This is a genomic window from Leifsonia sp. TF02-11 (assembly GCF_017565305.1).
Lineage (GTDB): Bacteria > Actinomycetota > Actinomycetes > Actinomycetales > Microbacteriaceae > Leifsonia.
This window is the reverse complement of the sequence record NZ_JAGEKP010000003.1, coordinates 439,599-464,122: the sequence shown is the minus strand read 5'-3', so window position 1 is coordinate 464,122 and position 24,524 is coordinate 439,599. Positions and strand designations below refer to the sequence as shown.

At 70.6% G+C, this 24,524-nt stretch carries 25 protein-coding genes; 11 read left to right on the top strand and 14 right to left on the bottom strand.

Translation table 11 applies throughout. The annotated features are described in order from the left end of the window. The first annotated feature begins 102 nt into the window (after window positions 1-102). Complete coding sequence (locus tag JNB50_RS04545) at window positions 103-840, top strand: FadR/GntR family transcriptional regulator (RefSeq protein WP_208038890.1); 738 nt, start codon at window positions 103-105, stop codon at window positions 838-840. After that, the gene (locus JNB50_RS04540) at window positions 840-2,081 is read left to right on the top strand and encodes an MFS transporter (protein ID WP_208038889.1); all 1,242 of its coding nucleotides are present in this window, start codon (window positions 840-842) and stop codon (window positions 2,079-2,081) included. Before JNB50_RS04545 ends, JNB50_RS04540 begins: the two co-directional genes overlap by 1 nt. 37 nt (window positions 2,082-2,118) lie before the next feature. On the opposite strand, the gene JNB50_RS04535 is transcribed toward JNB50_RS04540, so the two are convergent. Then, on the bottom strand, window positions 2,119-3,117 hold the full coding sequence (locus JNB50_RS04535; protein ID WP_208038888.1) for a DMT family transporter: 999 nt from the start codon (window positions 3,115-3,117) through the stop codon (window positions 2,119-2,121). A gap of 85 nt (window positions 3,118-3,202) precedes the next feature. Between JNB50_RS04535 and JNB50_RS04530 the strand changes: the two genes are divergently transcribed. Then, window positions 3,203-3,751, top strand: a complete 549-nt coding sequence (locus JNB50_RS04530) for a CGNR zinc finger domain-containing protein (protein WP_208038887.1) — start codon at window positions 3,203-3,205, stop codon at window positions 3,749-3,751. A gap of 211 nt (window positions 3,752-3,962) precedes the next feature. On the opposite strand, the gene JNB50_RS04525 is transcribed toward JNB50_RS04530, so the two are convergent. Both JNB50_RS04525 and JNB50_RS04520 read right to left on the bottom strand, forming a co-directional pair. Further along, window positions 3,963-4,367 (bottom strand): hypothetical protein, encoded by a 405-nt coding sequence (locus JNB50_RS04525; protein ID WP_208038886.1) that lies wholly within the window; start codon window positions 4,365-4,367, stop codon window positions 3,963-3,965. 148 nt (window positions 4,368-4,515) lie between these two features. Then, a complete protein-coding gene (locus JNB50_RS04520) occupies window positions 4,516-5,172 on the bottom strand; it encodes a fasciclin domain-containing protein (RefSeq protein ID WP_208038885.1) in 657 nt (218 codons plus the stop codon). A gap of 153 nt (window positions 5,173-5,325) precedes the next feature. Here JNB50_RS04520 and JNB50_RS04515 point away from each other — a divergent pair, with 153 nt between their 5' ends. After that, window positions 5,326-6,879 carry a molybdopterin-dependent oxidoreductase gene (locus JNB50_RS04515; RefSeq protein ID WP_208038884.1) on the top strand — a complete coding sequence of 518 codons (1,554 nt, stop codon included), beginning with the start codon at window positions 5,326-5,328 and terminating at the stop codon, window positions 6,877-6,879. A 20-nt stretch (window positions 6,880-6,899) separates the two neighbouring features. Here JNB50_RS04515 and JNB50_RS04510 read toward each other — a convergent pair whose 3' ends face one another. From JNB50_RS04510 to JNB50_RS04490, 5 genes are read right to left on the bottom strand one after another with little or no spacing between them, the layout of a single operon-like run. Further along, entirely contained in the window at window positions 6,900-7,967 is a 1,068-nt protein-coding gene (locus JNB50_RS04510) for a hypothetical protein (RefSeq protein WP_208038883.1), read from the bottom strand. After that, window positions 7,964-8,581, bottom strand: coding sequence for an ATP-binding cassette domain-containing protein (locus JNB50_RS04505; RefSeq protein WP_307794598.1), 618 nt, complete (start codon window positions 8,579-8,581; stop codon window positions 7,964-7,966). The genes JNB50_RS04510 and JNB50_RS04505 overlap by 4 nt, the downstream gene beginning before the upstream one ends. After that, window positions 8,578-9,627, bottom strand: a complete 1,050-nt coding sequence (locus JNB50_RS04500; RefSeq protein ID WP_208038881.1) for a peptidoglycan-binding protein — start codon at window positions 9,625-9,627, stop codon at window positions 8,578-8,580. Before JNB50_RS04500 ends, JNB50_RS04505 begins: the two co-directional genes overlap by 4 nt. Then, a complete protein-coding gene (locus JNB50_RS04495; protein ID WP_208038880.1) occupies window positions 9,624-10,205 on the bottom strand; it encodes a hypothetical protein in 582 nt (193 codons plus the stop codon). The genes JNB50_RS04500 and JNB50_RS04495 overlap by 4 nt, the downstream gene beginning before the upstream one ends. Before the next feature lie 27 nt (window positions 10,206-10,232). Continuing rightward, entirely contained in the window at window positions 10,233-10,517 is a 285-nt protein-coding gene (locus JNB50_RS04490) for a hypothetical protein (RefSeq protein WP_208038879.1), read from the bottom strand. A 107-nt stretch (window positions 10,518-10,624) separates the two neighbouring features. On the opposite strand from JNB50_RS04490, the gene JNB50_RS04485 reads away from it, so the two are divergent. Next, window positions 10,625-11,263: a class I SAM-dependent methyltransferase gene (locus tag JNB50_RS04485; RefSeq protein ID WP_307794597.1), complete on the top strand. Its 639-nt coding sequence runs from the start codon at window positions 10,625-10,627 to the stop codon at window positions 11,261-11,263. A gap of 154 nt (window positions 11,264-11,417) precedes the next feature. Here the strand turns inward: JNB50_RS04485 and JNB50_RS04480 are convergent, their stop codons facing one another. The 3 genes from JNB50_RS04480 to JNB50_RS04470 form a co-directional block, all read right to left on the bottom strand. Continuing rightward, entirely contained in the window at window positions 11,418-12,518 is a 1,101-nt protein-coding gene (locus JNB50_RS04480) for an ABC transporter substrate-binding protein (protein ID WP_208038878.1), read from the bottom strand. Between the two features lie 62 nt (window positions 12,519-12,580). Beyond that, on the bottom strand, window positions 12,581-13,453 hold the full coding sequence (locus tag JNB50_RS04475; RefSeq protein WP_243768052.1) for an ABC transporter permease: 873 nt from the start codon (window positions 13,451-13,453) through the stop codon (window positions 12,581-12,583). Between the two features lie 5 nt (window positions 13,454-13,458). Next, window positions 13,459-14,316, bottom strand: coding sequence for an ABC transporter ATP-binding protein (locus JNB50_RS04470; protein WP_208038876.1), 858 nt, complete (start codon window positions 14,314-14,316; stop codon window positions 13,459-13,461). A gap of 197 nt (window positions 14,317-14,513) precedes the next feature. On the opposite strand from JNB50_RS04470, the gene JNB50_RS04465 reads away from it, so the two are divergent. Next, on the top strand, window positions 14,514-16,139 hold the full coding sequence (locus tag JNB50_RS04465; protein WP_208038875.1) for a sensor histidine kinase: 1,626 nt from the start codon (window positions 14,514-14,516) through the stop codon (window positions 16,137-16,139). Then, window positions 16,136-16,840, top strand: a complete 705-nt coding sequence (locus JNB50_RS04460; protein WP_208038874.1) for a response regulator — start codon at window positions 16,136-16,138, stop codon at window positions 16,838-16,840. Before JNB50_RS04465 ends, JNB50_RS04460 begins: the two co-directional genes overlap by 4 nt. Here the strand turns inward: JNB50_RS04460 and JNB50_RS04455 are convergent. Further along, window positions 16,827-17,354 carry a hypothetical protein gene (locus JNB50_RS04455; protein ID WP_208038873.1) on the bottom strand — a complete coding sequence of 176 codons (528 nt, stop codon included), beginning with the start codon at window positions 17,352-17,354 and terminating at the stop codon, window positions 16,827-16,829. The two genes, JNB50_RS04460 and JNB50_RS04455, sit on opposite strands and share 14 nt — an antisense overlap. Window positions 17,355-17,525: 171 nt before the next feature. After that, window positions 17,526-18,356, bottom strand: coding sequence for a hypothetical protein (locus JNB50_RS04450; RefSeq protein WP_208038872.1), 831 nt, complete (start codon window positions 18,354-18,356; stop codon window positions 17,526-17,528). 250 nt (window positions 18,357-18,606) lie between these two features. On the opposite strand from JNB50_RS04450, the gene JNB50_RS04445 reads away from it, so the two are divergent. From JNB50_RS04445 to JNB50_RS04435, 3 genes are all read left to right on the top strand, one after another. Continuing rightward, window positions 18,607-18,777 (top strand): hypothetical protein, encoded by a 171-nt coding sequence (locus tag JNB50_RS04445; protein WP_208038871.1) that lies wholly within the window; start codon window positions 18,607-18,609, stop codon window positions 18,775-18,777. A gap of 141 nt (window positions 18,778-18,918) precedes the next feature. Further along, window positions 18,919-19,527, top strand: coding sequence for an HdeD family acid-resistance protein (locus tag JNB50_RS04440; RefSeq protein WP_208038870.1), 609 nt, complete (start codon window positions 18,919-18,921; stop codon window positions 19,525-19,527). Between the two features lie 162 nt (window positions 19,528-19,689). After that, window positions 19,690-21,213, top strand: a complete 1,524-nt coding sequence (locus tag JNB50_RS04435; protein WP_208038869.1) for an ATP-dependent DNA ligase — start codon at window positions 19,690-19,692, stop codon at window positions 21,211-21,213. Window positions 21,214-21,318: 105 nt separating this feature from the next. Here JNB50_RS04435 and JNB50_RS04430 read toward each other — a convergent pair whose 3' ends face one another. After that, complete coding sequence (locus JNB50_RS04430; protein WP_208038868.1) at window positions 21,319-23,811, bottom strand: MMPL family transporter; 2,493 nt, start codon at window positions 23,809-23,811, stop codon at window positions 21,319-21,321. A gap of 74 nt (window positions 23,812-23,885) precedes the next feature. Between JNB50_RS04430 and JNB50_RS04425 the strand changes: the two genes are divergently transcribed. Beyond that, on the top strand, window positions 23,886-24,464 hold the full coding sequence (locus tag JNB50_RS04425; RefSeq protein WP_208038867.1) for a TetR/AcrR family transcriptional regulator: 579 nt from the start codon (window positions 23,886-23,888) through the stop codon (window positions 24,462-24,464). Window positions 24,465-24,524: the final 60 nt, after the last annotated feature.

Genomic DNA, 24,524 nt, shown 5'->3' with positions numbered 1-24,524 from the left:
TTGTCCCCCTCGACCGCCGAAAGGGACAACGACGCGCCCTTCGGCGGTGAGGCGTTGCCGTATTTGTTGGACATTTGGCACTTTGCGGCGATAAGGTGCAGTGTGACCCGAATCTCCCCCAACGTGACACTCTCCGAGCAGGTCGCCGACCAGCTCCGCCGCCGAATCGCCGACGGCGAGTTCCCGGTCGGCTCCCTCATCCCGACGGAGGCCGAGCTCACGCACGAGCTCGGCGTGAGCCGCAACAGCGTGCGGGAGGCCCTCCGGTCGCTCGTACACGTCGGCCTCCTCGGCGCCCGCGCAGGCTACGGCACCTTCGTGCTCGCGACCAGCGAGGTCGCACCGACGCTCGCGCGACGCCTCGACCACGAGCGCGCGGTCGACGTCGCCGAGGTCCGGCTGCTGCTGGAGCGCGAGGCCGCCAGACTCGCGGCGATCCGGCGGACGCCGGAGCAGCTCGCACGGCTGCAGGGCGCGGCAGCCGAGCGCATCGCACAGCTCGGGGGCCCGGGATACGAGGACGCGGACATCGAGTTCCACCGCGTGCTGCTGGAGGCCTCGGGCAACGCGCTGCTCGCGGAGCTCTACCGCGGGGTCGGCGGCAACGAGCAGGCGCTCATCGCGACCCGGGCGATCGCCGACGCCGCCGCGAACGGCCCCAGTGCGATCGACGACGCGCACGACGCCATCGTCGAGGCCGTCGCGGCAAGAGACCCCGTCGCCGCGGAGGCGGCGGCGACGCACGCGGTGCGACTCGTCAACGAGAAGCAGGGCATCGAACTGCCGATCACTCGCGCCCCCGCCCCCGCCCCGGCCCCGGCCCGGAAGCACACCTCCTGATGACCGTCGACGACCGCGCCCTCGCGACTTCGCGCACCACCTCCGCCGCCCGCACGCTGAGTCCAGCGCTCGTGCTGATCGGCCTGCTGCTGGTCGCCGGCAACCTCCGCGCCGGCATCACGACGGTCGGCCCCCTGCTCGCCGACATCGAGCGCGATCTCGGTCTCGACTCGGTCTCGGCTTCCGTGCTCGTGAGCCTCCCCCTGCTGGCGTTCGCGCTGATCTCCCCGCTCGCCCCGCGGCTCGCCCGCCGGGTCGGGCTGGAGTGGGCGCTCGGGTCGGGGCTCATCGTGCTCACCGTCGGGCTGGTGCTGCGGTCACTTCCGGGCCTCCCGTTCCTCTGGGGCGGCACGGCGCTGCTGGGCGCAGCGATCGCGGTGCTCAACGTCGTCCTCCCCGCCCTGGTCAAGCGCGACTTCCCGACCCGCATCGGACAGATCACGGGGTCGTACTCCGCGGTGCAGTCGATCTTCGCGGCCGTCGCGGCGGGGATCGCCGTGCCGGTCGCGGGGATGTCGGCGCTCGGCTGGCGGCTGCCGCTCGGGATGTGGGCGGTGCTCGCGGTGATCGCGCTGGCCGTGCTCGCCCCGCAACTGCGCAGGCACACCGTGGTCTCGCGCGCGCAAGACGACGTGAGCGTGAGCGCGCGCGACCTCGACGACACCCGCTGGCGGTCGCCCTGGCGGTCGGCGCTCGGCTGGCAGGTCACCGCGTTCATGGGGATGCAGTCCGTCGGGTTCTACGTCTTCATCACCTGGCTGCCGTCGATCGAGACGACGGCAGGGATCAGCCCGGGCGAGGCCGGTCTCCACCAGCTGTTCCTCAACGGGTTCGGCATCGTGGGGAGCATCGGCTGCTCGTTCCTCATCCCCCGCTTCCGCGATCAGCGGCTGCTCGCGATGGTCGCGCCCGCGATCATCGTCGTGTCCGCGGCCGGGATCCTGGTCGCGCCGCAGCTGTCGGGCGTCTGGACGAGTCTGACCGGCGTAGCAGGCGGCGCGAGCATCGTGCTCGCGCTGTCGTTCTTCGGCCTGCGCACCAGCCACCACTCGCAGGCGGCAGCGCTCTCGGGGATGGCGCAGACGGTCGGCTACCTGTTCGCGGCGGCCGGGCCGATCGCGGTCGGCGCGCTGCACGATGCGACCGGGTCGTGGACTCCCGCACTCGTCGTCGTCATCACGCTGCAGCTGTTGCTCGTGGCCGTCGGCGCCTTCGCCGGCCGTGGCCGCGTCATCGGCTGACGCGCGCCCCCCGCGCTCCCTCCCGCGCGCTGTGTCCTCAGCCGAGGGGCACGTTGGTGTCCCTTTCGGCGGTCGAAAGGGACAACGACGTGCCCCTCGGCGGCTCCTGCCGCGCGGAGGGGGAGGGTGCGGGGGTGGGGTCGGCTCGGACGAGGGCGATGCCGGCGAGGATGAGCACGCCGCCGACGAGTTGGAGGGCGCCGAGCGACTCGCCCAGCAGCAGCCACGCGTAGAGGGTCGCGGCCACGACCTCCAGCAGGCCGGCGAACGAGCTCAGCCGCGAGCCGAGCAGGCCGGCCGCCGTGATGCCGGCCGCGTAGGCGAGCGCGGTCGCCAGAACGCCGACGACCGCGAGCGGTACCCACCACGGTGCGGGGCCGCCGAACAGCTCGACATCGCGGAAGCTGACGACGAACGGCAGCAGACCGGTGGCGCTGACCGCGAGCAGCGCGACGCCGCCGAGCAGGAGCCCGACCGCCGCGAGCGCGACCGGCGGGAGCCCCTCGGCCGGGCGCGCGGCGATCACGTAGTACCCGGCGCAGCCGAGCATCGCAGTGACCGCGAGCGTCACGCCGACCGGGTCGAGGCCGCGGCCCCCGCCGGGGGCGACGACGAGCAGCAGGCCGGCTATCGCGACGCCGGACCCGGCGAGGACCATCCAGCGCGGTGCGCGCCGGGTGCGCGCCCAGACGAGGAGCACGAGCACGACAGGTGCGAGGTACTCGATCAGGATGGCGGTGCTCACCGGGATGCGCTCGATCGCCGCGAAGTACAGCACCTGGGTGCCCGCGACGCCGATCAGCGCCATCCCGAGCACCCGCCAGCGACCGCGCCACAGCGTGCTCCACCGGCCGCGCAGCGCGACCGCGGCGAACGGCGCCAGCACCGCGCCACCGATCAGCACCCGCGCGCTGACCGCCGCCGCCGGCGACCAGCCGCTCTCGAGCAGCGGCTTGATGAACGCCCCGGACAGGCCGAAGGAGGCCGCGGCGATCACCGCGACGATGAGACCGCGGGTGGTGTGGGTGGTGGCCATGGGATGCTGCCTGTCGAGCTCGGGATGTCAGGGGTGTCGTGCGTTATGATCCTGACGCTAGTACTCGGCAGAGTAAGGAGTCAACTTGCATTTTGCCCCTGACACAGAGGAGGCGCTGCGGTTCGCGGTCGAGCTCTGCAACACCGTGCCGAGCGCCTCCCGTAGCGGCGAGGACGAGCTCGCCACACCCGAGCTCCTGGTCGCCCTGCTGCACGAGAACCAGTATTCGGGGCGGATCGACGGAGACGAGGAGGAGCTGCGGCAGGTGCACGAGACCCGCGATCTCCTGCGCCGGGCCTGGACTCTGCCGCGCGACGAGGCCGTGGGCGAAGTCAACGCGATGCTGGCCGATGCGCACGCCTCCCCCTACCTGATGCGGCACGACGGCTTCGACTGGCACCTGCACGCGACCTCGCTGGAGGCGCCGCTGGCGGAGCGCATCCGGGTCGAGGTCGCGCTCGCGCTCGTCGACGTGATCCGATCGAACGAGAACGACCGGCTGCGCAGCTGCGCAGCCGACGACTGCGACGGCCTCCTGCTCGACCTCTCCCGCAACGGCTCGAAACGCTTCTGCAGCGTCCGCTGCGGCAACCGCATGAACATGGTCGCGTTCCGCGCCCGCCAAGACGGCTGAGGTCCCGCCGCCTCGCGAGCAGCACGCGTTGTGGCCCGTCAATCGGCTCCGCCACCTGGGCTTCGACGCCGCCGCGCACGGCGTGCGCCGCCGGGAGACACCCTGCTCCGTGCGGCGGCGCGCGGGTATGCGGGACAACCCGCAACCTCCGCCGCTCACGCCGGAGAGCTGAGGAGAACCCCTCAATCGGCGCCGAGCAGCCGCTCCCGGCTCAGAAGAACTCGCCGTCCTCCTCGGCACCTGTCGCCCACTGCTCCGTGCCCGCCGCGTAGTCGTAGGGGAAGAGCGCGATCGCCACGGGAGACGCCATGATCAGGCCGGCGACGACCGGGAGCAGCGGCCCGAGTGCGCGCGGGACGGTGCCGGGCCGGGCGGCCTCCAGGTCGGTCGCCACCCTCGCCAGCGTCTCGGGGCGCTCGTCGACGGGACTGTCGGCCTCCTCGCCGATCTCGGCGGAGAGGCGCATCCGCAGCTCCGCCCGCTGCTCGTCACTCAGTGCGGCGAACGCCTCCTGATGCACCCGGTACACCTGGTCCTGCTGCCCGGTCGCGAGCACGTACTCGTACCGGTCGATCGCCGCCTGGGCGTCACGGGAGTCGCGGTGCTTCCTGGACACGAGACCCGAGTGTAGACGGGGGTGGGGGCTGGTGGGCAGGGCGCATCCGCGACCTCGGAGCCGTCCACCCACGAAGCCGAGGGGCACGTCATGGTCGCCTCTCCCCCACGGAAAGTGACAACGACGTGCCCCTCGGTGTCTGTTTCGGTTACTTCGCCGGAGGCATCAAGACCGAGTCGATGAGGTACACGGTCGCGTTCGCGGTGTGCACGCCGCCGCAGATCACGTTGGCGTCGTTGACCTTCAGGGAGTCTCCCGATCCGGTCACCGTGACGGTTCCACCCTCGACGGTCGTGTGAGTGCCGACGATGTCCTTCGGCGCGATCTGCCCCGGGACGACGTGATACGTCAGGATGCTGGTCAGCGTCGGTGCGCCGGCATCGGTCTTCAAGGTGTCGATGGTGGCGGGGTCGATCTTCTTGAACGCGTCATCCACCGGCGCGAACACCGTGAACTGGCCGCCGTTGAGCGTGTCGACCAGGTTCACCTTGGCGTTGAGTTTGCCGGACACGGCCGCGACGAGCGTCGTCAGCAGGGGATTGTTGCTCGCCGCGGTCGCGACCGGGTCCTGGGCCATGCCCGCCACCGAGCCGGAACCGGACGGCACCTGCTTGGCGTACGCGGCGCAGCCGGGGCCGACCAGGTCGGCGGCGGGGTCCATCGACGCCGAAGCCGACGGAGACGATGACGGCATGGACGAGCTGGTGTCGGTGGAGGACGAGCCGGCGCCCGACGAGCAGGCCGTGAGCGCGAGTGCGGCGGCCGCGAGAATACCGGCAGCAGCGAGACGTGTGGTGGATCGCATGTTCTTCTCCTTCGAGAGAGTGCTGGATGGTGCATCGGGTAGCCGCTCTTCCGCGGCCGACAATAGGGTTTCGGGCCGGTCGGCCGATCGGATTGGAACGGTTCCCGGACCGTCGGAGCCAATCCAGCGGCCGCACCGCACCGAACAGGAAACGTGAGCATTCGGAGAAGGACTCTCGGCACCGCAGGCTGGGCCGCGCTGGCCGGGGCGGTGAGCGGTGCGCTCTTCGTCGCCGTCGCCGATCTCGTGGCCCTGGTCGTCGCCCGCGACGCCAGCCCGCTGATCGCGGTCGGATCGTTCGTGGTCGACATCGTTCCGCGCTGGGCCAAGGAGCTCGCCATCGAGCTCTTCGGATCGAACGACAAGCTCTTCCTGATCTCCACGGTCGGCATCGCCGCGCTGCTGGCGGCGGCCGTCGCGGGCATTCTCGAGCTGTGGAAGCGGTGGGCCGGTGTCGCCCTGTTCGCGGCGGCGGCTCTGGCGGCGATCGCCGCGACGGTGACGCGCGCCGATGCGAGCCCGCTGGCCTTCCTGCCTCCGGCGATCGGCGCACTGGCAGGAGCCGCGAGCCTCCACCTGCTGGTGGGTGCGCTGCGGCGCTGGCGGGGTGCCCGGGAGCACACGGACGCGACGGCGGCCGTCGACCGCCGCCGCTTCCTGCTGCTGACCGGTGCCGGGGCGGCGGTCGCTCTGCTGGCAGGAGTCGGGGCCAGGGTCGGATCGGCGGCGACCTCCTCCATCGCCGCCGTCCGCGCAGCGCTCCGGCTGCCGTCACCGGCCTCCCGCGTCCCGGTTCCCGCCGGCGCCGATCTGCGTCTGCCGGACCTCTCGCCGCTCTTCACGCCCAACGCCGACTTCTATCGCGTGGACACGGCGCTCACGGTTCCCACGATCGACCCGGCCGACTGGCGGCTCACCGTCGACGGACTGGTGGAGCAGCGCGTCGAGCTGGGCTTCCACGACCTGCTTGCGCTGGGCGTCGACGAGTACGCGATCACGCTCACCTGCGTCTCCAACCAGGTCGGCGGGAACCTGGTCGGAAACGCCCGCTGGCTGGGCGTCCCCGTGCGGGAGGTGCTGGCCCGCGCGCGCCCGCGGTCCGGCGCCGACATGGTGCTGTCGCGCAGCATCGACGGCTTCACCGCGAGCACCCCGCTCTCGGCCCTGACCGACCCCGGCAGGGACGCGATCCTCGCAGTCGGGATGAACGGAGAGCCGCTCCCGCTGGAGCACGGCTTCCCGGTGCGCATGGTGGTCCCCGGCCTCTACGGCTACGTCTCCGCGACGAAATGGCTGACCGAGCTGAAGGTCACGACCTTCGCCGCCGACCAGGCCTACTGGACGCCCCGCGGCTACAGCCCGAAGGCCCCGATCAAGCTGTCCAGCCGCATCGACACCCCACGCATCGACAGGCCGCTCGCGGCGGGCCCGACGAAGATCGCGGGCGTGGTCTGGGCGCAGACGGTCGGCATCGCCAAGGTGGAAGTGCAGATCGACGGCGGCGCCTGGCAGGAGGCCACCCTCGCCGCGGCGATCAACACCGACACCTGGGTGCAATGGTCGCTCGACTGGAACGCGACCGCGGGCAGCCACACCCTGGCCGTGCGCGCGACGGACCGCGACGGCCGGCTGCAGGAGGAGCGCCGCACCCCGATCGCCCCGAACGGGTCGACGGGGTGGCAGTCGACGTTGGTGCGGGTGGGGTGACGGGGTGGATCGGCGCTGTCTCAGCGATTCTTGAAGTAGCGGAAGAGTGCGCTGTCGCGGATGGCACACACGGTCACCGCACCGGCCGCGAGGGCTGCACCGCCACCTGCCGCGAGGAGGACCACGCTCTGCTGGACGATCGGCATTCTGTCGTCGATCGGAAGCCGCACCGCGACCAGCACCAGCGCAAGCGATGCGAGGGCGCCCACGACCACCCAGAGCAACACTTGTGCGGTCTGGGACACGACCTGGGCGGCCCGCGCGACGCCGACATGGCGGTCGGAGGCGAGAGCGAGCCGACGCCGGATCACGAAGGCGGCTCCGAGCAGCCCACCGGCGGCGGCGGCGAGCGGCCCGGCGACCGTGTGATCGAATGTCGTCCCGGCGATGAACTGCGAACCACGGGTCTGGTTCAGCTGGACGAGCGTCGGACGCTCCCCGCTCTCGGTCGGACCAGCGAGCACTGTGCGCCCGAGCGCAGCGACCGCTTTCTCGTCGTGGGGCCAGATCGACGCCCAGCACTGATCGAAGGCCGACGCGGCCTGTGGTGCCCGCCCGATCGCCGCGAATGCGAGCAGCGGATCGCGGCCGTCGTCCGGATAGTCGAAGACCGATGCGACCTTCGTGGCCCCCCTCGTCGTCTCCAGCTGGTCTCCCGGTTGCAGCCCCAACGTGTCGGCCACCTCCTGAGACAGGCCGAGACCGCCGCTCCGCGGGTCGCCAACGCTTTCCAGCAGGTCGGAGAATCCATCCGACACCTCGAACAGCGAGATCGGGGTCTGCGGAAGCCGCGCGGACGCGACGCCCTCGATCTCTTCGCGCACTGCGCCGGACGCGACGACGTTGACGAGCGCCGACATCGCATCGCACGATCGACCGTCGATCCCGCCTGCCGCTTTCATCACGAAGATGGCCGCGCCCGATGCCACGTACGCCCGGGCGTCACGAACGGCGGCCGCAGCCGACAGGGCTGAGGCCAGGACCACTCCGCCGACGAGTGCGGCATAGAGCAGTGCGAAGAGGACTGTGCGGCCGGCTCCGCTCGCGACGTCTCGCCAGCTCTCTCGGAGGGCCTCCCGAAGCCTCATCCCTCGCGCTCCGTCGGGACTGGTCGCGGGCCCTCGAGGTGGATGACCTCGTCGCAGGCACGACGGGTATCGGCATCGTGTGTGGCGATCACGACCGCCGCACCAGCGTTCGCCAGCCGCGCGATCACCGTGTTCACGTGCGCCGCCATCGGCCGGTCGAGTTGCGCGGTCGGCTCATCGACCAGGAGCAGGTCCGGCGCTGCCGCAACCGCCCTGGCGAGCATCAGACGCTGGGCCTCGCCACCGGAGAGCGCCGAGAACGGCACGTCGGCACGGTCCGTCAGCCCGAAATCCGCGAGCAGCCGCTTCGCGTCCAGGTCTGCCTCTCGACGTCGGCGGCCGGCCGCCACGAGAGGCAGACTCACATGGTCCAACGCCGATCGCCGCGCGACCCCGTGGGGGTTCTGGAAGACCCAGACGCAGCGATCGCCCGAACGTGTCACCGTGCCGACCGTCGGCCGGATCATCCCTGCAGCGATGGCGAGCAGCGTGGACTTTCCGCACCCGCTCGGACCGACGACACCCGTGATCGTGCCCGCGGCGAAACTGCGGCTGATCGGCCGGAACAGTGGTCGCCCCTGATGAAACTCATGGGAGACCCCCTCGAACGTCACCGGCACGAGCGACCTGTCGGCGGAGCGGATCGCACCGCATCCGGAGATCGCCCGTCCGCGACCCGCACGTAGGACTGTCCGAGCTCGGACCCGAGAACCGTGACGAGAAGAACCCTGTCATCGGCCGCCAGCACGCACGCGCTGCCGTCTTCGACGTCCCACAGTGCAGACGGCGGAACCACGAGCGCTGCAACCGGATCTTCGAGAGACCACAGGACGGGGATCGCCTTGTCCTCACTGGGTCCCGCGCCCGTCGCCAGGAACTCGCGTGTGGATGCGATGCGCGCCAACGCATCGGGGTCGGTCACCGCGCCGTCCCCCGAGACAGGTATCGACACCGAGCCGACGCGGAGGACTCGCCGGCCCTCGGCCGCGTTCGCGGGAAAGGTGCTCAACCGGGCGGACACCAGGGGGACCGGAAGCCCGACGAGGACGGCGCCCGCCTCCACCGGCGCGCCGACCACTCCGGGGCACTCGCCGACGGTCACCTCGTGCGCCGGGATCCATGCGAAGTCGACTGGACTCACGGCGGTGAGGTCGTTCGTCTCGGGAGGCTGCACACCGCGCACCGCTCCCGCCGCTCGGATCGTGTCGCGGCCGACGACGCCGTCGGCCTGAACGGGTTGCCCGAGTCGCGCGAGCTCGGTCTGCAGCGCGCGGACATCGTCGCCTTTGTCACCGGCGCCGAGTTCGCGCCAGAGCGGGATCGCCGTGGCCAGCGCGACGACCGGGCTTCCGTCGATGGTCGCGAAGGTCGTGCCCGAACTGATCCGGTCACCGCTTCGACAGGTGAGCGCCGTCAGCCGGCCCTGGCGAGGTGCGACGACAGAGCCCAGAGGCCCGGTGCTCACCTGGAGCTGAGCCTGCCGCTCGTCAGCGAACGCCCTCTCGGTCACGGGGACGATGGTGTCGGGGCGCGGCGTCGAGAGCGCGCTCGGCTCGGGAACGGGCACCACGAGGGCGACACCCGCCCCGGCGGCGCTCGCCGCCACGATCGCGACGATCCCGACGATCGACCAGCGCAGCTTGGGTGCGCGCGGACTCATCCCGAGTACCAGAGGCCGAGGGGGTCGAGCTCGCATGCTGTCGCCGGCCCGCTGCGGCGTTCGAAGGGAAGCGCATCGTTCTCGTTGTCCCGTCGCCATTGGGCTTTCGTGTAGGTCTCATCGACGAGTCCTGCGTTCCTGAGGCACGTGATCTGAAGCGCGGCTTCATCCTGCTTCTGCGGGTTGCGCCGGACCTGCTCGTAGAGAATGGGTATCCATCCGGCCCACTTCGACTCGAATTCCCGGAGGATCGGGTCGGAGCGCTCGAAGAATCCGTCCGGGTACTGGCCGTTCTTCGCGATGAGCGCGAAGCCGCCGCGCTCATCCCACTCGATCCCGAGGCCGGAGTCGGCCAGACACGACCGGACATGGTTTCGAGACTGCTCGTACTCGGTCGCGGTGATCTCACCGTCGGCCAGTACCTCACGCTCGAAGTCACTCTTGGCGTCCGCATACGCGGTCTGGAAGTCCGAGGCCCACGGGCCGGTCACCGCTAGCAGGCTCGCTTCAGGTCGAGGCGCATCGGGGCCCGAGCAGCCGACAAGGCAGATCAGTGCTCCAGCGACGGCGACCGCCACCCAGCCGGCTGCTCGTGCACGCACTGCTTACGCCTTCAGCGAGTAGCCGTACGAGACCACGTCGGGCCAACACGCGGACTGGACCGACCAGTTTCCCGCCGTCGCCCAGTTTCCGTATCTCGGCGTGCTGTTCCTGATCGCATCCCAGTGGCGTGCCGGAACACCGGCACACTTGTTGTACGCCTGCCATTTGGTGACGTTCTGAACGCACTCGACCGCCGCCACTTCCGGCGCTTCGCTGGTGTCGACGACGACGCCGATCATCAAAGCGGCAGCTGCGGTGCTGCCGGCGAGCAGCTTACGAATAGACATGATCATTCTCTCCTTTGCGAATGGCTGATTTCGACGAGAACAATCTAGCATTTTCAATTTTACTTGTATTTTTTCCGCATCGCCCAGGCCCGGGCCAGAATGGCCGCGTGACCGACACGCCCTCGAGCAGCTCCAAGGAGACCCTCCGCCAGCGGCGCGCCTGGCGGCGCCAAGCCGCGGGCTACGACCGCAAGGTCGAGCGGGCCGAGCGGACCATGCTCGATGGCAGCCGTGAGTGGGTGGGCGCGCGAGCGAGTGGGCGGGTGCTCGAGGTCGCGGTCGGCACCGGGCGCGACCTCCCGTACTATCCCGCCGGGATCGAGCTCGTGGGCATCGATCTGAGCCCGGAGATGCTGGCCATCGCGCGGGCGAGGGCGGACGATGCCGGAATCCGCGCCGAATTGCGCGAGGGCGATGCCGAGGCGCTGACCTTCGGCGACGCGGAGTTCGACACGGTCGTGTGCGCGCTGGCACTGTGCTCCATCCCGCGCCCGGAGGTCGCCCTCGCTGAGATGGCGCGAGTGGTGCGTCCTGGCGGCTCTGTCGTCCTCGTCGACCACACGCGCAGCGATCGCGCGCTCGTCTACGCGGGGCAGTGGCTGATCGAGCGGTTCACCATCCCGCTGCAGGGCGAGCACCTCACCCGTCGGCACCGCGCCGAAGTGGAGGCCGCCGGCCTCGAGGTGGTCGAGCACGAGCGCCTGCGCCGCGGGGCACTGGAACGCATCCGCGCCACACGCCGCTGACAGCGCGCACATTCGTGACGAATGTCGCGATTCGTGCCACGAAAGTGCACATTCGTGACGAATCTTGTGGGCGGGACGCGAAAGCCCGCCCACGTGCGGTGGATGGCTGGATGCACGTGGGCGGGCTGGTTCTCGCGGTAGCGGGCGGAGGGGCTCAGCCGTCCGCGCCGGCGGGCGTCGTCGTGGTCTGGTAGCCCTCCAGCTTGTTCGCCGCCTCGGCGTACGTGTTCGTGAAGGTGTCGGAGATCTTCACCTTCGAGGTGTCGACGCCGATGGTCTTCTCCATGTCGAAGATGACCTTCGGGCCGCCGGCGGGCATGATGCCGTCGGGCAGGAACTGGCCCTTGTCGGTGGTCAGCCCGTCGATGTACTGCTGCTTGGTGATGGTGCTGTTCTGCACGAAGTCCTGCGGCAGCTTGTTCGCGATGTCGGCGGCCGAGTGGCTCGCGATCCAGTGCATGGTCGCGACGAGGGCGTCGACGACCTTCTGGGCCTCGTCGCCGTGGGCCTTCACCCAGCTGGCCTGCGCGAGAAGACCCGCTGCCGGCCAGGCGCCGCCGAGCGCCTTGGTCGCGCCCTTCGTGGTGGCCAGGTCGACCGCCGAGGTGGCGAGCTTCTGAGAGGTGAGCGCCCCGACGGTCGGCTGCGTCGTCATCACGCAGTCGGCGCTGCCGCGCTGGATGGCGGCGATGGCGGTGGAACCGGCGTGCACGGCGATGGTGTTGTACTGCTTCTTGTCGATGCCCTGCTTGGCGGCGAGGAACTGGGTCAGCTCGTCGGTGCCCGAGCCGAGGTCGGTGACGCCCATGTTCTTGCCCTTGAAGTCGGCCGCCGACGAGACGTTGCTCTTCGGGTTGCACATGACCCGCTCGCCCGGCGCGCCCGACAGCTGCACCAGATTGACGACGTCCTTGCCCTTGGACTGGAAGTCCACGGTGTGGATGTACCAGGCGCCCGCGAGGTCGACCTGGCCGGAGGCCATGGCGTCTTCTGCGCCCACCCCGCCGTTCTGCTCGGTCGACAGCTCCATGTTGATGCCGTACTTCTTGTAGTAGCCGAGGCTCTGGGCGAGCTGGTACGGGAGGTAGATCTGCTTGTCGATGCCGCCGACCATCATCTTGACGGTCGGAAGCGAGCCGGAGCCCGAGCCGGAGCCGCCGGCGGCCGCGGTGCCGCCTCCCCCGCCGCTGCAGGCCGCCAGGCCGAGGGCCACGATGCCCGCCGCCGCGATGGCTGCGATGCTGCGCTTCTTCATGGGATGTGTTCCTTTCGTCGTGCCGGCGCGAGGCCGGCTCTGCTTCATTGCAGGTCGGGAGGCTAGATCGCCTGAGCCTCTGAGCGGCTCGGCGGACGCCACTTGAGGAGGGACTTCTCGAGGAAGGTGATGAGGTACTCGGCCACGAGCGTGACCACGGCGACGATCACCATGCAGGCGAAGACCGTGTTCGGGTCGAAGTTGCCCTGCGCCTGGCTGATGATCAGTCCGATGCCGTGCTGGGCGCCGAGCACCTCGGCGACCAGGGCGCCGATGATGGCGAAGCCGAACGCGGTGTGGAGGCTCGCGATGATCCAGGTCATCGCCGACGGGATGGTCACGTGCCGCGCGACCTGGAACGGCGACGCGCCGAGCACGCGCACGTTCGCGATCAGGTTCTGGTCGACCTCCCGCACGCCCTGGAAGGCGTTGAAGAAGACGACGAAGAAGACCAGCACCGCCGCCAGCAGCACCTTCGGGAAGACCCCCAGCCCGAAGGCGACGATGAAGATGGAGCCGAGCACGATGCGCGGGATGGAGTTGACGACCTTGATGTACGGGCCGAACACGGACGCGAGGTAGCGGTTGGAGCCGAGCAGGATGCCGAAGACGACACCCAGCGCGGTACCGAGCAGGAAGCCGAGGAAGGCCTCCTGGACGGTGATCCACAGGTTCTCCCAGATCGTCCCGAACGCGGTGCCCTGCGTGAACAGGTGCACCAGGCTGTCCCAGATGCCGGAGGGCTGGCCGTAGAAGAACTTGTCGACCCAGCCGGCCGAGGTGAACCACTGCCAGCCGCCGATCACGACGACGGCGACGGCCACGCGCCCCGTCCACACCCAGGCGGTGCGGCGACGGTGTGTGCGCCGGGCGGAGGCCTTGAGTTCGATCTCCCGCTCTGCGGTGCTGGGGGTGAGGTTCTCTGCAATGGTCATGGTGGTCACGCCGCCGCTCCTGCCGTCTGCTCGTACGCTCTGGTCACTTCGTCGCGCAGGGACTCCCAGATGCGCCCCTGCAGCTCGATGAACCGCTGCTCGTGCCGGATCTCCTGCACGTCGCCGCGCGGCCGCGGGAGGTCGATGTCGAAGACGTCCTTGACGGTTCCCGGGCTGCTGGTCATGATCACCACGCGATCGGAGAGGGCGACGGCCTCGTCGAGGTCGTGGGTGATGAAGAGCACGGAGGGCCGCAGCTCCTCCCACAGGGTCAGCAGCTCGGTCTGCATGATCGCCTTGGTCTGCACGTCGAGTGCTCCGAACGGCTCGTCCATCAGCAGGATGCGCGGGTTGTTGATGAGCGCCGCCGCCATCGCGACGCGCTTGCGCATGCCGCCCGACAGCTGGTGCGGGTAGCGATCCTCGAACCCGGCGAGGCCGACCCGGCGCAGCCAGTCGAGCGCCAGCGCTGTCGCCTCCTTCTTGGGCGTGCCGATGAGGATCGGGCCGATCATCACGTTGGCGAGCACCGTCTTCCACGGGAACAGCGAGTCGGCCTGGAACATGTAGCTCACGCCGCTCGTGATCCCGTCGACGATGCGGCCGCCGACGCTGACGGACCCGGCGCTCGGCCGCTCGAGCCCGGAGACCTGTGCCAGCGTCGTCGACTTGCCGCAGCCGGTCGGGCCGACGATGGCGCAGAACTGGCCGGGCTCGACCGTGAGCGTCACGTCGCGGATCGCGGTGAAGGTGTCGCCTTTCGGCGTCAGGAAGCGTTTCGTCAGTCCGACGATGTCGATGCGCGCCGCCTCGTCCGCCGCGGGGGCGGCGCCTGGCGCGCTGCGGGGTCGGTGTTCACCCATGAGTCAAGACCTCTCTGTCTTTCCGTTGCGGGCCGGGAAGGTGGTTCGACCTCCGGTGCCCGTTGGAGATCGATGCTCGCCGAGCGCACGGCGCCTGTCTCGCTTGAGGGCGATTCATCCGGTTGTGTGCGTTGTCGCAGCTTTTGGGCGTTCTGCGCGCATGCGGTCACCAGCCGCGGATGACACAATCTCGGGTGATGCGACGACGGATCAGACGACTTTCGAGCCAGATACTGCTGGCTCAACTGGCGATCCTTGCCGCCTCGATGCTGATCGGCTTCCTGCTCCTCGCCCAGACCGCCCGCGCCAACCTCGACGCCGACTACCAGGCGCGCGCCGCCGCCATCGCGCAGACCTTCGCCGGCATCCCCGACATCCAGAACTGCATGACGAGCGGCGGCACCGGCTGCACCAGCACGGTTCAGGACCTCGCAACGCAGACCGCGAACCGCACGGGAGCGGCCTACGTCGTCGTCATCGACACGAACCGCGTGCGCCACTCGCACCCCGACGCTGCACTGATCGGCAAGAAGGTGGAGGAGCCGCTGGTCGCCGCCGACGGCAAGGTGCACCTCGGCACCGACCAAGGTGCGACGGGCCTCAACGCCAACGCGCGCGTCCCGCTCTTCGCGCCGGACTCCGACCGCGTCGTCGGGGAGGTGTCGGTCGGCATCCGCGAGAGCTCCGTCGCGAGCGAGCTGCTCTCCGAGCTGCCCGCCTACGGCGCCTGGTTCGTGCTCGCGCTGGCGATCGGCGCGCTCGCGTCGTTCGCGCTCGCGAGCCTCCTGAAGCGCCGCACGTTCGGGCTCGAGCTCGACGAGATCGCCCGGCTGCTGCAGGAGCGGGAGGCCACCCTGCACGGCATCCGGGAGGGTGTCATCGCGATCGACCCGGCCGGCCGAATCACGGTCGTCAACGACGAGGCCCAGCGGCTGCTGCGCCTACCGGAGGGTGCGCGGGGCAGGCTGTTGAAGGACGTGCTCGTCGCCGGCCCCATCCGTGACACCCTGACCGGCACGAGCGAGGTCAAAGACGCCATCGCGCTCACCGACGACCACATCCTGGTCATCAACCGGATGCCCGTGAAGATCGGCGTCCGCCAGCACGGCGCCGTGTTCACCCTCCAGGACCGCACGGAACTCACCGGACTCACCCGAGAGCTCGACGGCGAGCGCAGCTTCAGCGAGTCCATCCGCGCGCAGCAGCACGAGTTCTCCAACCGCATGCACGCCGTCTCCGGGCTGCTGGAGCTGGGCAGGACGCAGGAGGCGCTGGACTACCTGAACGAGATCCGCGGAACGACGGCCGACCTGGACGCGACCCTGCGCACGCACATCGCCTCGCCGATGATCGTCGGCCTGCTGCTCGGCAAAGCGGCTGAGGCCAACGAGCGCGGCATCGACCTGGTCATCGCACCGGACACGGACCTCGGGGAGGCGCCGGAGCGCGTGCAGGCGCTGACGACGGTGCTGGGCAACCTGATCGACAACGCCTTCGACGCGCTCGCCGGCGCGCCGGGCCCGCGGCAGACGGTCGTGAGCGTCGTCGAGACGCGCGAGTCGGTCACGGTGCGCGTCGCCGACACCGGGCCGGGCGTCCCGAGCGCCGAGCTGCCCCGGATCTTCGAGAGCGGCTACTCGACGAAACGCGGCTCCCTCGTGCGGCACAGCGGGCTCGGGCTGTCGCTCGTGCACTCGACGGCGACCAAGCTGGGCGGGAGCGTGAGCGTGTCGGGCGGCCCCGGAGCGGTGTTCACGGTGGTGCTGCCGCGGGCGACGGCGACGGCGACGACGGCCGCCCGGTCGATCGAGGATGCACGATGAGCGACGCCGGCACCTCTCCCTCGCTCACCGTGCTCGTGGTCGACGACGACTACCGGGTCGCATCGGTGCACGTGGGGTTCGTGGACGCCGTCCCCGGCTTCCGCGTGGCCGGCCAGGCGCACAGCGCGGCCGACGCCCTCCGGCTCGCCGGGGAGCTGCGCCCCGACCTGGTGCTCATGGACATCTACCTGCCGGACGGCGACGGCCTCCAGGTCGTGCGGCAGCTGCTGGCAGGGCCGTCGGCCCCGGCGGTCATCGTGATCTCCGCCGCCAACGACGTCGCGACCGTGCGGCAGGCAGTGCAGCTCGGTGCGCTGCACTACCTGGTCAAGCCGTTCGGCTTCGCGCAGCTCGCCGAACGCCTGACGGCGTTCCGGAGGGCGTACGACGACCTGAACGGATTGCCCACCGAGGCGACCCAGCACGACATCGACCGGATCTTCGACCTCCTGCGGCCCGGAACACCGACCCAGGCGGACGCGCTGCGCCGACTCGCGCCGACGCTGCAATCGGTCTACGACGCCGTCGCGGCGAGCCAGGGGAGCCTGTCGGCCAACGACGTCGCGAGCGCGATCGGGATCAGCCGCACGACGGCGCAGCGCGCGCTCACCCAGTTGGAGCAGAGCGATGTGCTCAAACTCGAGCTCCGCTACGGCGCCACCGGCCGGCCGGAGCACCGGTACGGCGTCAAGCGCCGCTGAACGGACGCCGCCGGGCCACGAGCGCATCGGCGGCGACAGCGGCGCCGACCACGAACAAGCCCGCGACGAGTGCACCCGCGATGATGAACAGCGTGCGACTCGCCCTCTCCTCGGTCGGCCGGAGCGACTGGCCGGCGACGATGGAGCCGTCGCCGAGCGGCTGCGCCACGATCGCGAACCGGAGGCCCTGCTGGGGCTGCCAGGTCACGGCGTCCTCACCCGTGGCCTGGGCCGTCTGCAGGACCCCGCGCGGCACTTGGGCGAGCGAACCGCCGAGGTAGCCGTTCCCGGCGGTCGGCCTCCCGGCGGCGTCGTAGGTCACCCAGAACGTGCCGAGGTAGTTGTCGAGGTCGAAACCGCCGGGCCGGCCCGCGCCCGGGTCCGTCGAGGTCGCCGTGGTCGCGCCCGCGGAGAGGAGGGCGCGGGGCGCGTCCTCGACGGCGTGCCTGCCGTCCTGCTGCACGACGACGTAGAGCGTCGCGAGACCGCCCGCGAAGAGCGCGTAGGCGGCCACCGCGGCGATGATCCTCCTGAGCTACATGCTCGAATCATGCGCCCGCGCAGCACGTCGCCGCATCCCTCCCACGACGGATCCCCCGCGAAACAGCAACGCGCCCTCACTTCCTCCCGGTCGCGCTCGGCGAGTCGCGGGAGGAAGTAAGGACGCGATAGCTGGGGTGCAGCGTCAGTGCGCGGCGGTCACCGCCTGCTCGACCTGGTCGGCGACCTGCTGGACCTGCGCGCCGTAGCCGCCCGAGAGCGCCGTGGTCGCGATCCGCTGCACGTCGGCGGTGCGGTCGGCGGCCGGCGCCGAGGCGAGCTGCGACAGATCGCTGCGCAGCGCGTCGGGAAGCTTCGCCGCGAGCTGGCTGTCGCCCGTGACGGCGGAGGCCACTCCCGCGGCGTCCGTACCGAGCTGCGCCGTCGAGCCGGAGCCCAGATCGCCGCCGCGCAGGCCCTGGAGGAGGCCGTCGAGGTCGAGGCCCTTCAGGTCCAGGCCCTTCAGATCGAGGCCGTGGCCGTCGCCCTTCAACTGGGTCGCGAGCTTCTGGATGGCGCTGCCGTAGCCTCCCGAGAGCGCGGTCGACACGATCTTCTTCGCGTCGGCCGTGCGGTCCTGGGCGGACGCGCCGGCGAGCGTCTTCAGGTCGCTCTGCAGGCTGTCGGGGAGCAGCGAGAAGACGGCGGTATCCGAGACGATCCGCTTGGCGAGCTGCTGCGCCTTGGCGCCGTTGAGGTGGCCGTCGAACAGCGCATGGGCCTGACCGGCCAGCGAGAACCCGTGCGCGTCGCCGCCGAGCGACGTCGAAGCGGACACGGACGCCGAACCGGAACCGGACGCACCGGTGTCGCCGGTCGCCGCGAAGGCTCCCTGCGCCCCCACGCCGATGAGCGCCCCAGCTGCCACGACGGAGGCGGCGCCGATCACCAGGCGACGGGCGCCGAAGGCGGTGCGCGCGGTGGTGCTGTGTGCGGTGGTGCTGTGTGCGGAGGTGTTCTGGATGGTGTTCTTCACGTGGATCCTTTCCGTCGCCCGCGACAGGGCCGGCGGGGGTGCCGGCCTGTTCCGACCGCGGGCATCCGGCGACGTTACGAGACGGTTCTGGACCTCCCGTCCGTACCCTCTGCGAGGTCACGAAGGGCACTTGAGACGCGGCGGCCGTCGCGGTAGCGGCCGATCAGACCGGTCGGTATGCGCGGATGCACCACCCGCTCTTGCACCGCCGGCGCCCGAGGTTCAGGATCGACGCCAGGAGGACCCAACCATGGACGATCTCGTAGGAACGGCGGCAGAACGCCTCGATCGGCTCGAACGGCTCGCCGACACCGACGTCACGCCGGAGTGGACGCGCAGGCAGCTCGAGAGGGCGCTGCGCGACTGGGCGCTCGACCAGGACACCCTCGCGGTGCTCGGCGAGGGGCGCGAGGACTACTGACGCGCGTCCGCGAGCCGACGGCGGCCAGGCCGAGGCCGGCGGCGCGTGTTACGCGAGGGGTCCGAGGACCCTAGACACCGTGTGCGCGGCAGCGATAGCGTCCGAAGACGTTCGTCCGTTCCCACCAGAAGGATCCAGTCGATGTCCAACTCCCAGCCGTCCGCCTTCGCGTCGTTCTCCGTCAACGGCAGAGACCTCACCCCGGCTGTCATCAACAGCGTGCGCGTCGCACTCGGGATCAGCGGAGCCGTCGCCCTCATCATCGGCATCATCATCGTCTTCTGGCCGAAGACCGCGGCCGTCGGGCTCACAGTGCTGATCGCGATCTCGCTGCTCGTCTCCGGGATCGCCTACCTCGGCATCGGCATCTTCGCCAAGGGGATCGGCGGCGGAGCTCGCGCGCTCGACATCATCTTCGGCGTCCTGCTCGTGATCGCCGCGATCGTGGCGTTCGCCAACCTCGCGGGAACCACGACCTTCCTCGCGGCCTTCATCGGCATCCTGGTCGGCATCGCGTGGATCGTGGAGGGCGTGGTCGCGCTCGCCCAGCTCGGCGACTCGACCTCGCGCGGCTGGTCGATCTTCTTCGGCATCCTGAGCATCGTCGCGGGCATCGTGCTGCTGTTCAGCCCGCTGTGGGGGATCGTCGTGCTGTTCATCCTGGCCGGCATCAGCCTGATCGTGCTCGGGATCGTGCAGATCGTGCGTGCGATCACGTTCGGGCGCGGGGTGGCGACGCCGGCGGCGTAAGTTTCGCATGACGAGCGCTGGAAACCTCGGTCGCAGGCTCCCTCGGCGCTGGGGTCGCAGGATCGCTTCGCGCCCCTCTTGAGCTCCACCGCGCGGCGCGGGGTGGCGACGCCGGCGGCGTAAACGCGTCGGGGCGTCGGAGGTCGGTGGAACACTGAGGGAGTGCTCCTCGACACGGTAGTCACCACACTCGATGCTGTCGCGGCCACGCGGTCGCGGCTGGCCAAGGTCGACGCGCTCGCGGGCCTGCTCGGCGAGCTGCAGCCGGACGAGATCGCCCCGGCGGTCGGGTTCCTTGTCGGCAAGCCGCGGCAGGGTCGCGTCGGCGTCGGCTGGCGCGGCGTCTCGGCCGTGATGGGTGAGCCCGCCGCCGAGGCGACGCTGACCGTCCTCGACCTCGACGCGCTGCTCGGCGAGCTGGCCGCGCTGGGCGGCGCCGGCTCGGCGGGCGACCGCAGTGCAGCGCTCCGCGACTTCGCGGCGCGTGGCACCGCGGGCGAACAGGATCTCCTGGCCCGCGTGCTCCTGGGCGAGATGCGCACGGGAGCGCTGGAGGGCGTGCTGATCGACGCGATCGCGAGGGCGGCCGATCGCCCCGGCACGAGCGTCCGTCGCGCCGCGATGCTCACCGGCGATCTGGGCGAGACCGCGGTGATCGCCTTGACCGGCACCGCCGACGAGCTCGACGCCGTCGGCCTGGAGGTCGGCAGGCCGGTGCTGCCGATGCTCGCCGCCACCGCCGCGTCGGCGTCGGCCGCGCTCGCGACCACCGGGCCGGCCTCCGTGGAGTACAAGCTCGACGGCGCCCGCATCCAGGTTCACCGGTCGGGCGACAGCGTGCGCGTGTTCACGCGCAACCTCGCCGACATCACGCACCGGGTGCCCGAGGTCGTGGAGATCGTGCGCCGGCTGCCCGCGCGCGACGTCATCCTCGACGGCGAGACCCTGTCGCTGGACGAGGACGGCGGGCCTCGGCCGTTCCAGGAGACGATGTCGAGATTTGGCGCCGAGGCTGCACGCGAAGCCGTGCTGCATCCCTGGTTCTTCGACATCCTCCACGTCGACGGCCGCGACCTGCTCGACGAGCCGCTCTCGGTGCGTCGGCACGAGCTGGAGCGGGTAGCCGGCGAGTATCGCATCCCGGGGGAGGTCACCGACGATCCCGAGACGGCCGAGCGGGTGTCGCGGGAGGCGCTCGCGGCCGGCCAGGAGGGCGTCGTGGTCAAGGCGATCGACTCCCCGTATGCGGCGGGCCGGCGCGGGTCCAGCTGGATCAAGGTCAAGCCGGTGCTCACCTACGACCTCGTGGTGCTCGCGTGCGAGTGGGGGTCGGGGCGCCGGCGGGGGCTCCTGTCCAACCTCCACCTCGGCGCGCGCGACCCGGACGGCGACTTCGGCGAGCCCGGCGGCTTCGTGATGGTCGGCAAGACGTTCAAGGGCCTCACCGACGAGCTGCTGCGCTGGCAGACGGAGGAGTTCCAGCGCATCGAGGTGCGCCGCACCCCCGGCACGGTCTGGGTCGCGCCGACCACCGTCGTCGAGATCGCGATCGACGGCGTGCAGCGCTCCACCCGGTATCCGGGCGGTATCGCCCTCCGGTTCGCGCGGGTGAAGCGGTACCGCGACGACAAGGAGGCTGGGGAGGCGGACACGATCGCGACACTGCGGTCGCTGCTGCGGGAATAGCCCCGTCGCCAACGGAGGAGATCGGCTGCGACACGCCCGGGAACGGCAGGTAACGGAGGAGGCGCGCGGCGTGTCGACCGCGGGCCTCCTCCGTTGGCTACTGCGCTAGACGCGCGCCGGGTCGGGCGCGGCCGCTGGCGCGTGGTGGCGGCGCTCCAGGGCTGCGCCCTCGACGTCGACGTTGGGCATGATGCGGTCGAGCCACTTCGGCAGCCACCAGGCCGAACGGCCGAGCAGGTGCATCAGCGCCGGCATGAGCAGCATGCGCACGACGAACGCGTCGACGAGCACACCGAAGGCCAGGCCGAATCCGATCGAGCGGATCATGGTCGACTCGCTGAAGATGAAGCCGCCGAAGACCGAGATCATGATGAGCCCGGCGGCGATCACCACCGAACGGCCGGCCCGGAAGCCCTTCACGACCGCGAGACGCGCGGACGCACCGTGCACGTACGCCTCGCGCATCCCGGAGGCCAGGAACAGCTGGTAGTCCATCGCGAGGCCGAACAGGATCCCCACCAGGATCACCGGCAGGAAGCTCAGGATCGGGCCGGTGTGGATTCCGAGCGCGTCGGCACCCCAGCCCCACTGGAACAGGGCGGTGATCGCGCCGTACGTCGCGAACAGCGACAGGATGAAGCCTCCAGTCGCGATCAGTGGGACCAGGATCGACCGGAACACGAGGATCATGATGAGCAGCGAGAGCCCGACGACCACCGTGAGGTAGAGCGGCAGCACGGACGCCAGGTTCGCGGAGATGTCGAGGTTGATCGCGGTCTGACCGGAGACGCCGAGCCGGTAGGTGCCATCGATCGGCGCCAGACCGCGCAGCGCGGTGACGAGGTTCTCCGTCGAGACGCTGTTCGGCCCTTCCTCCGGGACGACCTGGAATGCGAACAGTGTGCGGTCGTCGGAGACCGCGATCGGCGCGACGGCGACGACGTCCTTCTGCTCGCTGAGGGCGCGCGCGACGTCGAGCTGCACGGAGGTGACATCGTCTTTCGCCACCGCGTCCTTCGCGGTCGCCGTGACGAGCAGCGGGCCGGTAGTCCCGGCGCCGAAGGCCTTCTCGGTGACCGTGAACGCCTCGTACGTCGTCGAGCCGACCGGTTCGGAGGAGCCGTCGGGCAGGCCGACGCGCATCGACAGTGCCGGGATGGCGACGATCAGCAGCGCGATGGCGGCGCCGACCGCGGTGACCACCGCGCGCCAGGTCTTCATCGGCTTGGCCGCGGTGTCGTCGTGGTGCACCTGGCCGACCTTGGCGCGGGCGCGGCGACTGAGCACGCGCAGCTTCAGGAGCCCGAGGATCGCGGGGGTCAGGGTGACGGCGATCAGCACCGCGAGCACGACCGCGATGGCGCCGACGGTTCCCATCAGGCCGAGGAAGGGCACGCCGGTGACGTTGAGTGCCAGCAGGGCGACGACAACCGTGGTGCCCGCGAAGACGACCGCGTTGCCGGAGGTGCCGTTGGCGAGGCCGATGGACTCCCGCGGCTCCGCGCCCTCCAGCAGCTGCTTGCGGTGGCGGTTGACGATGAACAGGGAGTAGTCGATCCCGACGGCGAGGCCGAGCATGATCGCGAGCACCGGGGTGACGGAGGCCATGTCGACGACGCCCGAGAACGCCAGCGAGCCGAGCGCCGCCACCGCCACGCCGAAGAGTGCGGTGACGATCGGCAGCGCTGCGGCCACGACCGAGCCGAGCACGACGATGAGGACGATCGCGGCGAAGACGACGCCGACGGCCTCGCCGACCCCGACGATCTGCGGGACGCCCTGGGCGATGTCGGTGGAGAACGACACGGTGACGCCGTCGATCGGCGTGGACTCGAAGTGGTCGATGACCGCCTGCTTGGAGGTCTCGGAGAGCTCGAGCCGCGGCTTGGTGAACGCGACGTTGACGAGCGCGGTCGAGCCGTCGGACGAGACCATCCGGATGTTCTTGGAGAGTGTCAGCAGCTCCGCGCCCTGATCGAGCTGCTTCTGCTGGGCGGTGAGCTTCGTCTGCTGGGTGGCGAGCTGCGCGAGCCCGTCGTCGATGGTCTTCTGCTGCGCGGCGAGCTGCGCTTGCGCGGCGGCCTGCTGCGCGGCCGGCATGCTCCCCGCCGGGGCCGCGTCCAGCTGCGCCTTCGCGGCGTCCAACTGCTGCTGGCCCGCGGTCAGCTGGGCCTTCGCCGCGTCGAGCTGCGCCTGGCCGGCTGTGAGCTGCGCCTGGCCATCGGTGACCTTGGTCTGCTGCGCCGCGCGCTCGGCCTCCGTGGAGAACGGGTCGATCACGGCGGAGACGTCCGGGAGGCCGTCGGCACCGGCGATGAGGGAGCTGATGCCCTTCTTCTGCGTGTCGGTGAGGGCCGACACGTCGTCGGCGCGGAACACGACGGTGCCCGACGCTCCTGCGTAGTCGGGCAGCTTGTGGGTGAGCTCGTCGACCACCGCGCCCGCCGCAGTGCCGGGGATGTCGAAGGAGGTGGTCAGGCCCTTGAACCCGATGAGGAAGCCGACGACGGCGATGCCGAGCACCGCGAGCCACGCCACGATCACGGTCCAGGCGCGGCGCGCCGAGAACTTCCCGAGGCGGTAGAGCAGTTCGGCCATGTGCGGTCCTTTCGACATCCCGGCGAAAAGAATACGCAACGGTCCGTCTCGTTGAATGTATGTAGGCTGTGAGCATGCCTGAAGGTCGACGGGGAGCGGTGCGCAGCGAAGCGGCACGTGTCGCCATCCTCGAGGCGACGGCGGCGCTCTTCGCCGAGCGCGGCTACGACCACCTCAGCATCGAGGGCATCGCCGCGCGCGCCGGCGTCGGCAAGCAGACCGTCTACCGGTGGTGGCCCGGCAAGAGCGCCCTGATCGCAGACTGCCTCCTCGAGGGGATGCTGCTGCCCGACCGCTTCGCCGTGCCCGACACCGGTGACCTCCGCGCCGATCTCATCGCGTGGCTCGCGGGGGTGGAGGGTGTGCTCGACAGCCCGACGGGGGAAGGACTGTTCCGCTCCCTGATCGCGGCCGCCTCCGAGAACGCCGAGGTGGCCCAGCGGCTGCGCGAGTCGCTCGCCGACCCGCGGCTCTTCGCGCCGCGGCTCCGGGCCGCCCGCGACTCCGGAGAAGTGCGGGCCGACCTCCCCGTCGACGAGGTCAGCGAGACGCTCATCGGCGCGATCATGCTGCGCGCACTGGCACGCACGCCACGCGACCCCGGCCTCCCGGAGCGCCTCGTCGACCTCACGCTCGGCCCGCGCCCCGCCTGAGCACACACCCCATCCCCGAAGGGCACGTTGTTGTCCCTTTCGGCGTTCGAGGGGGACAAC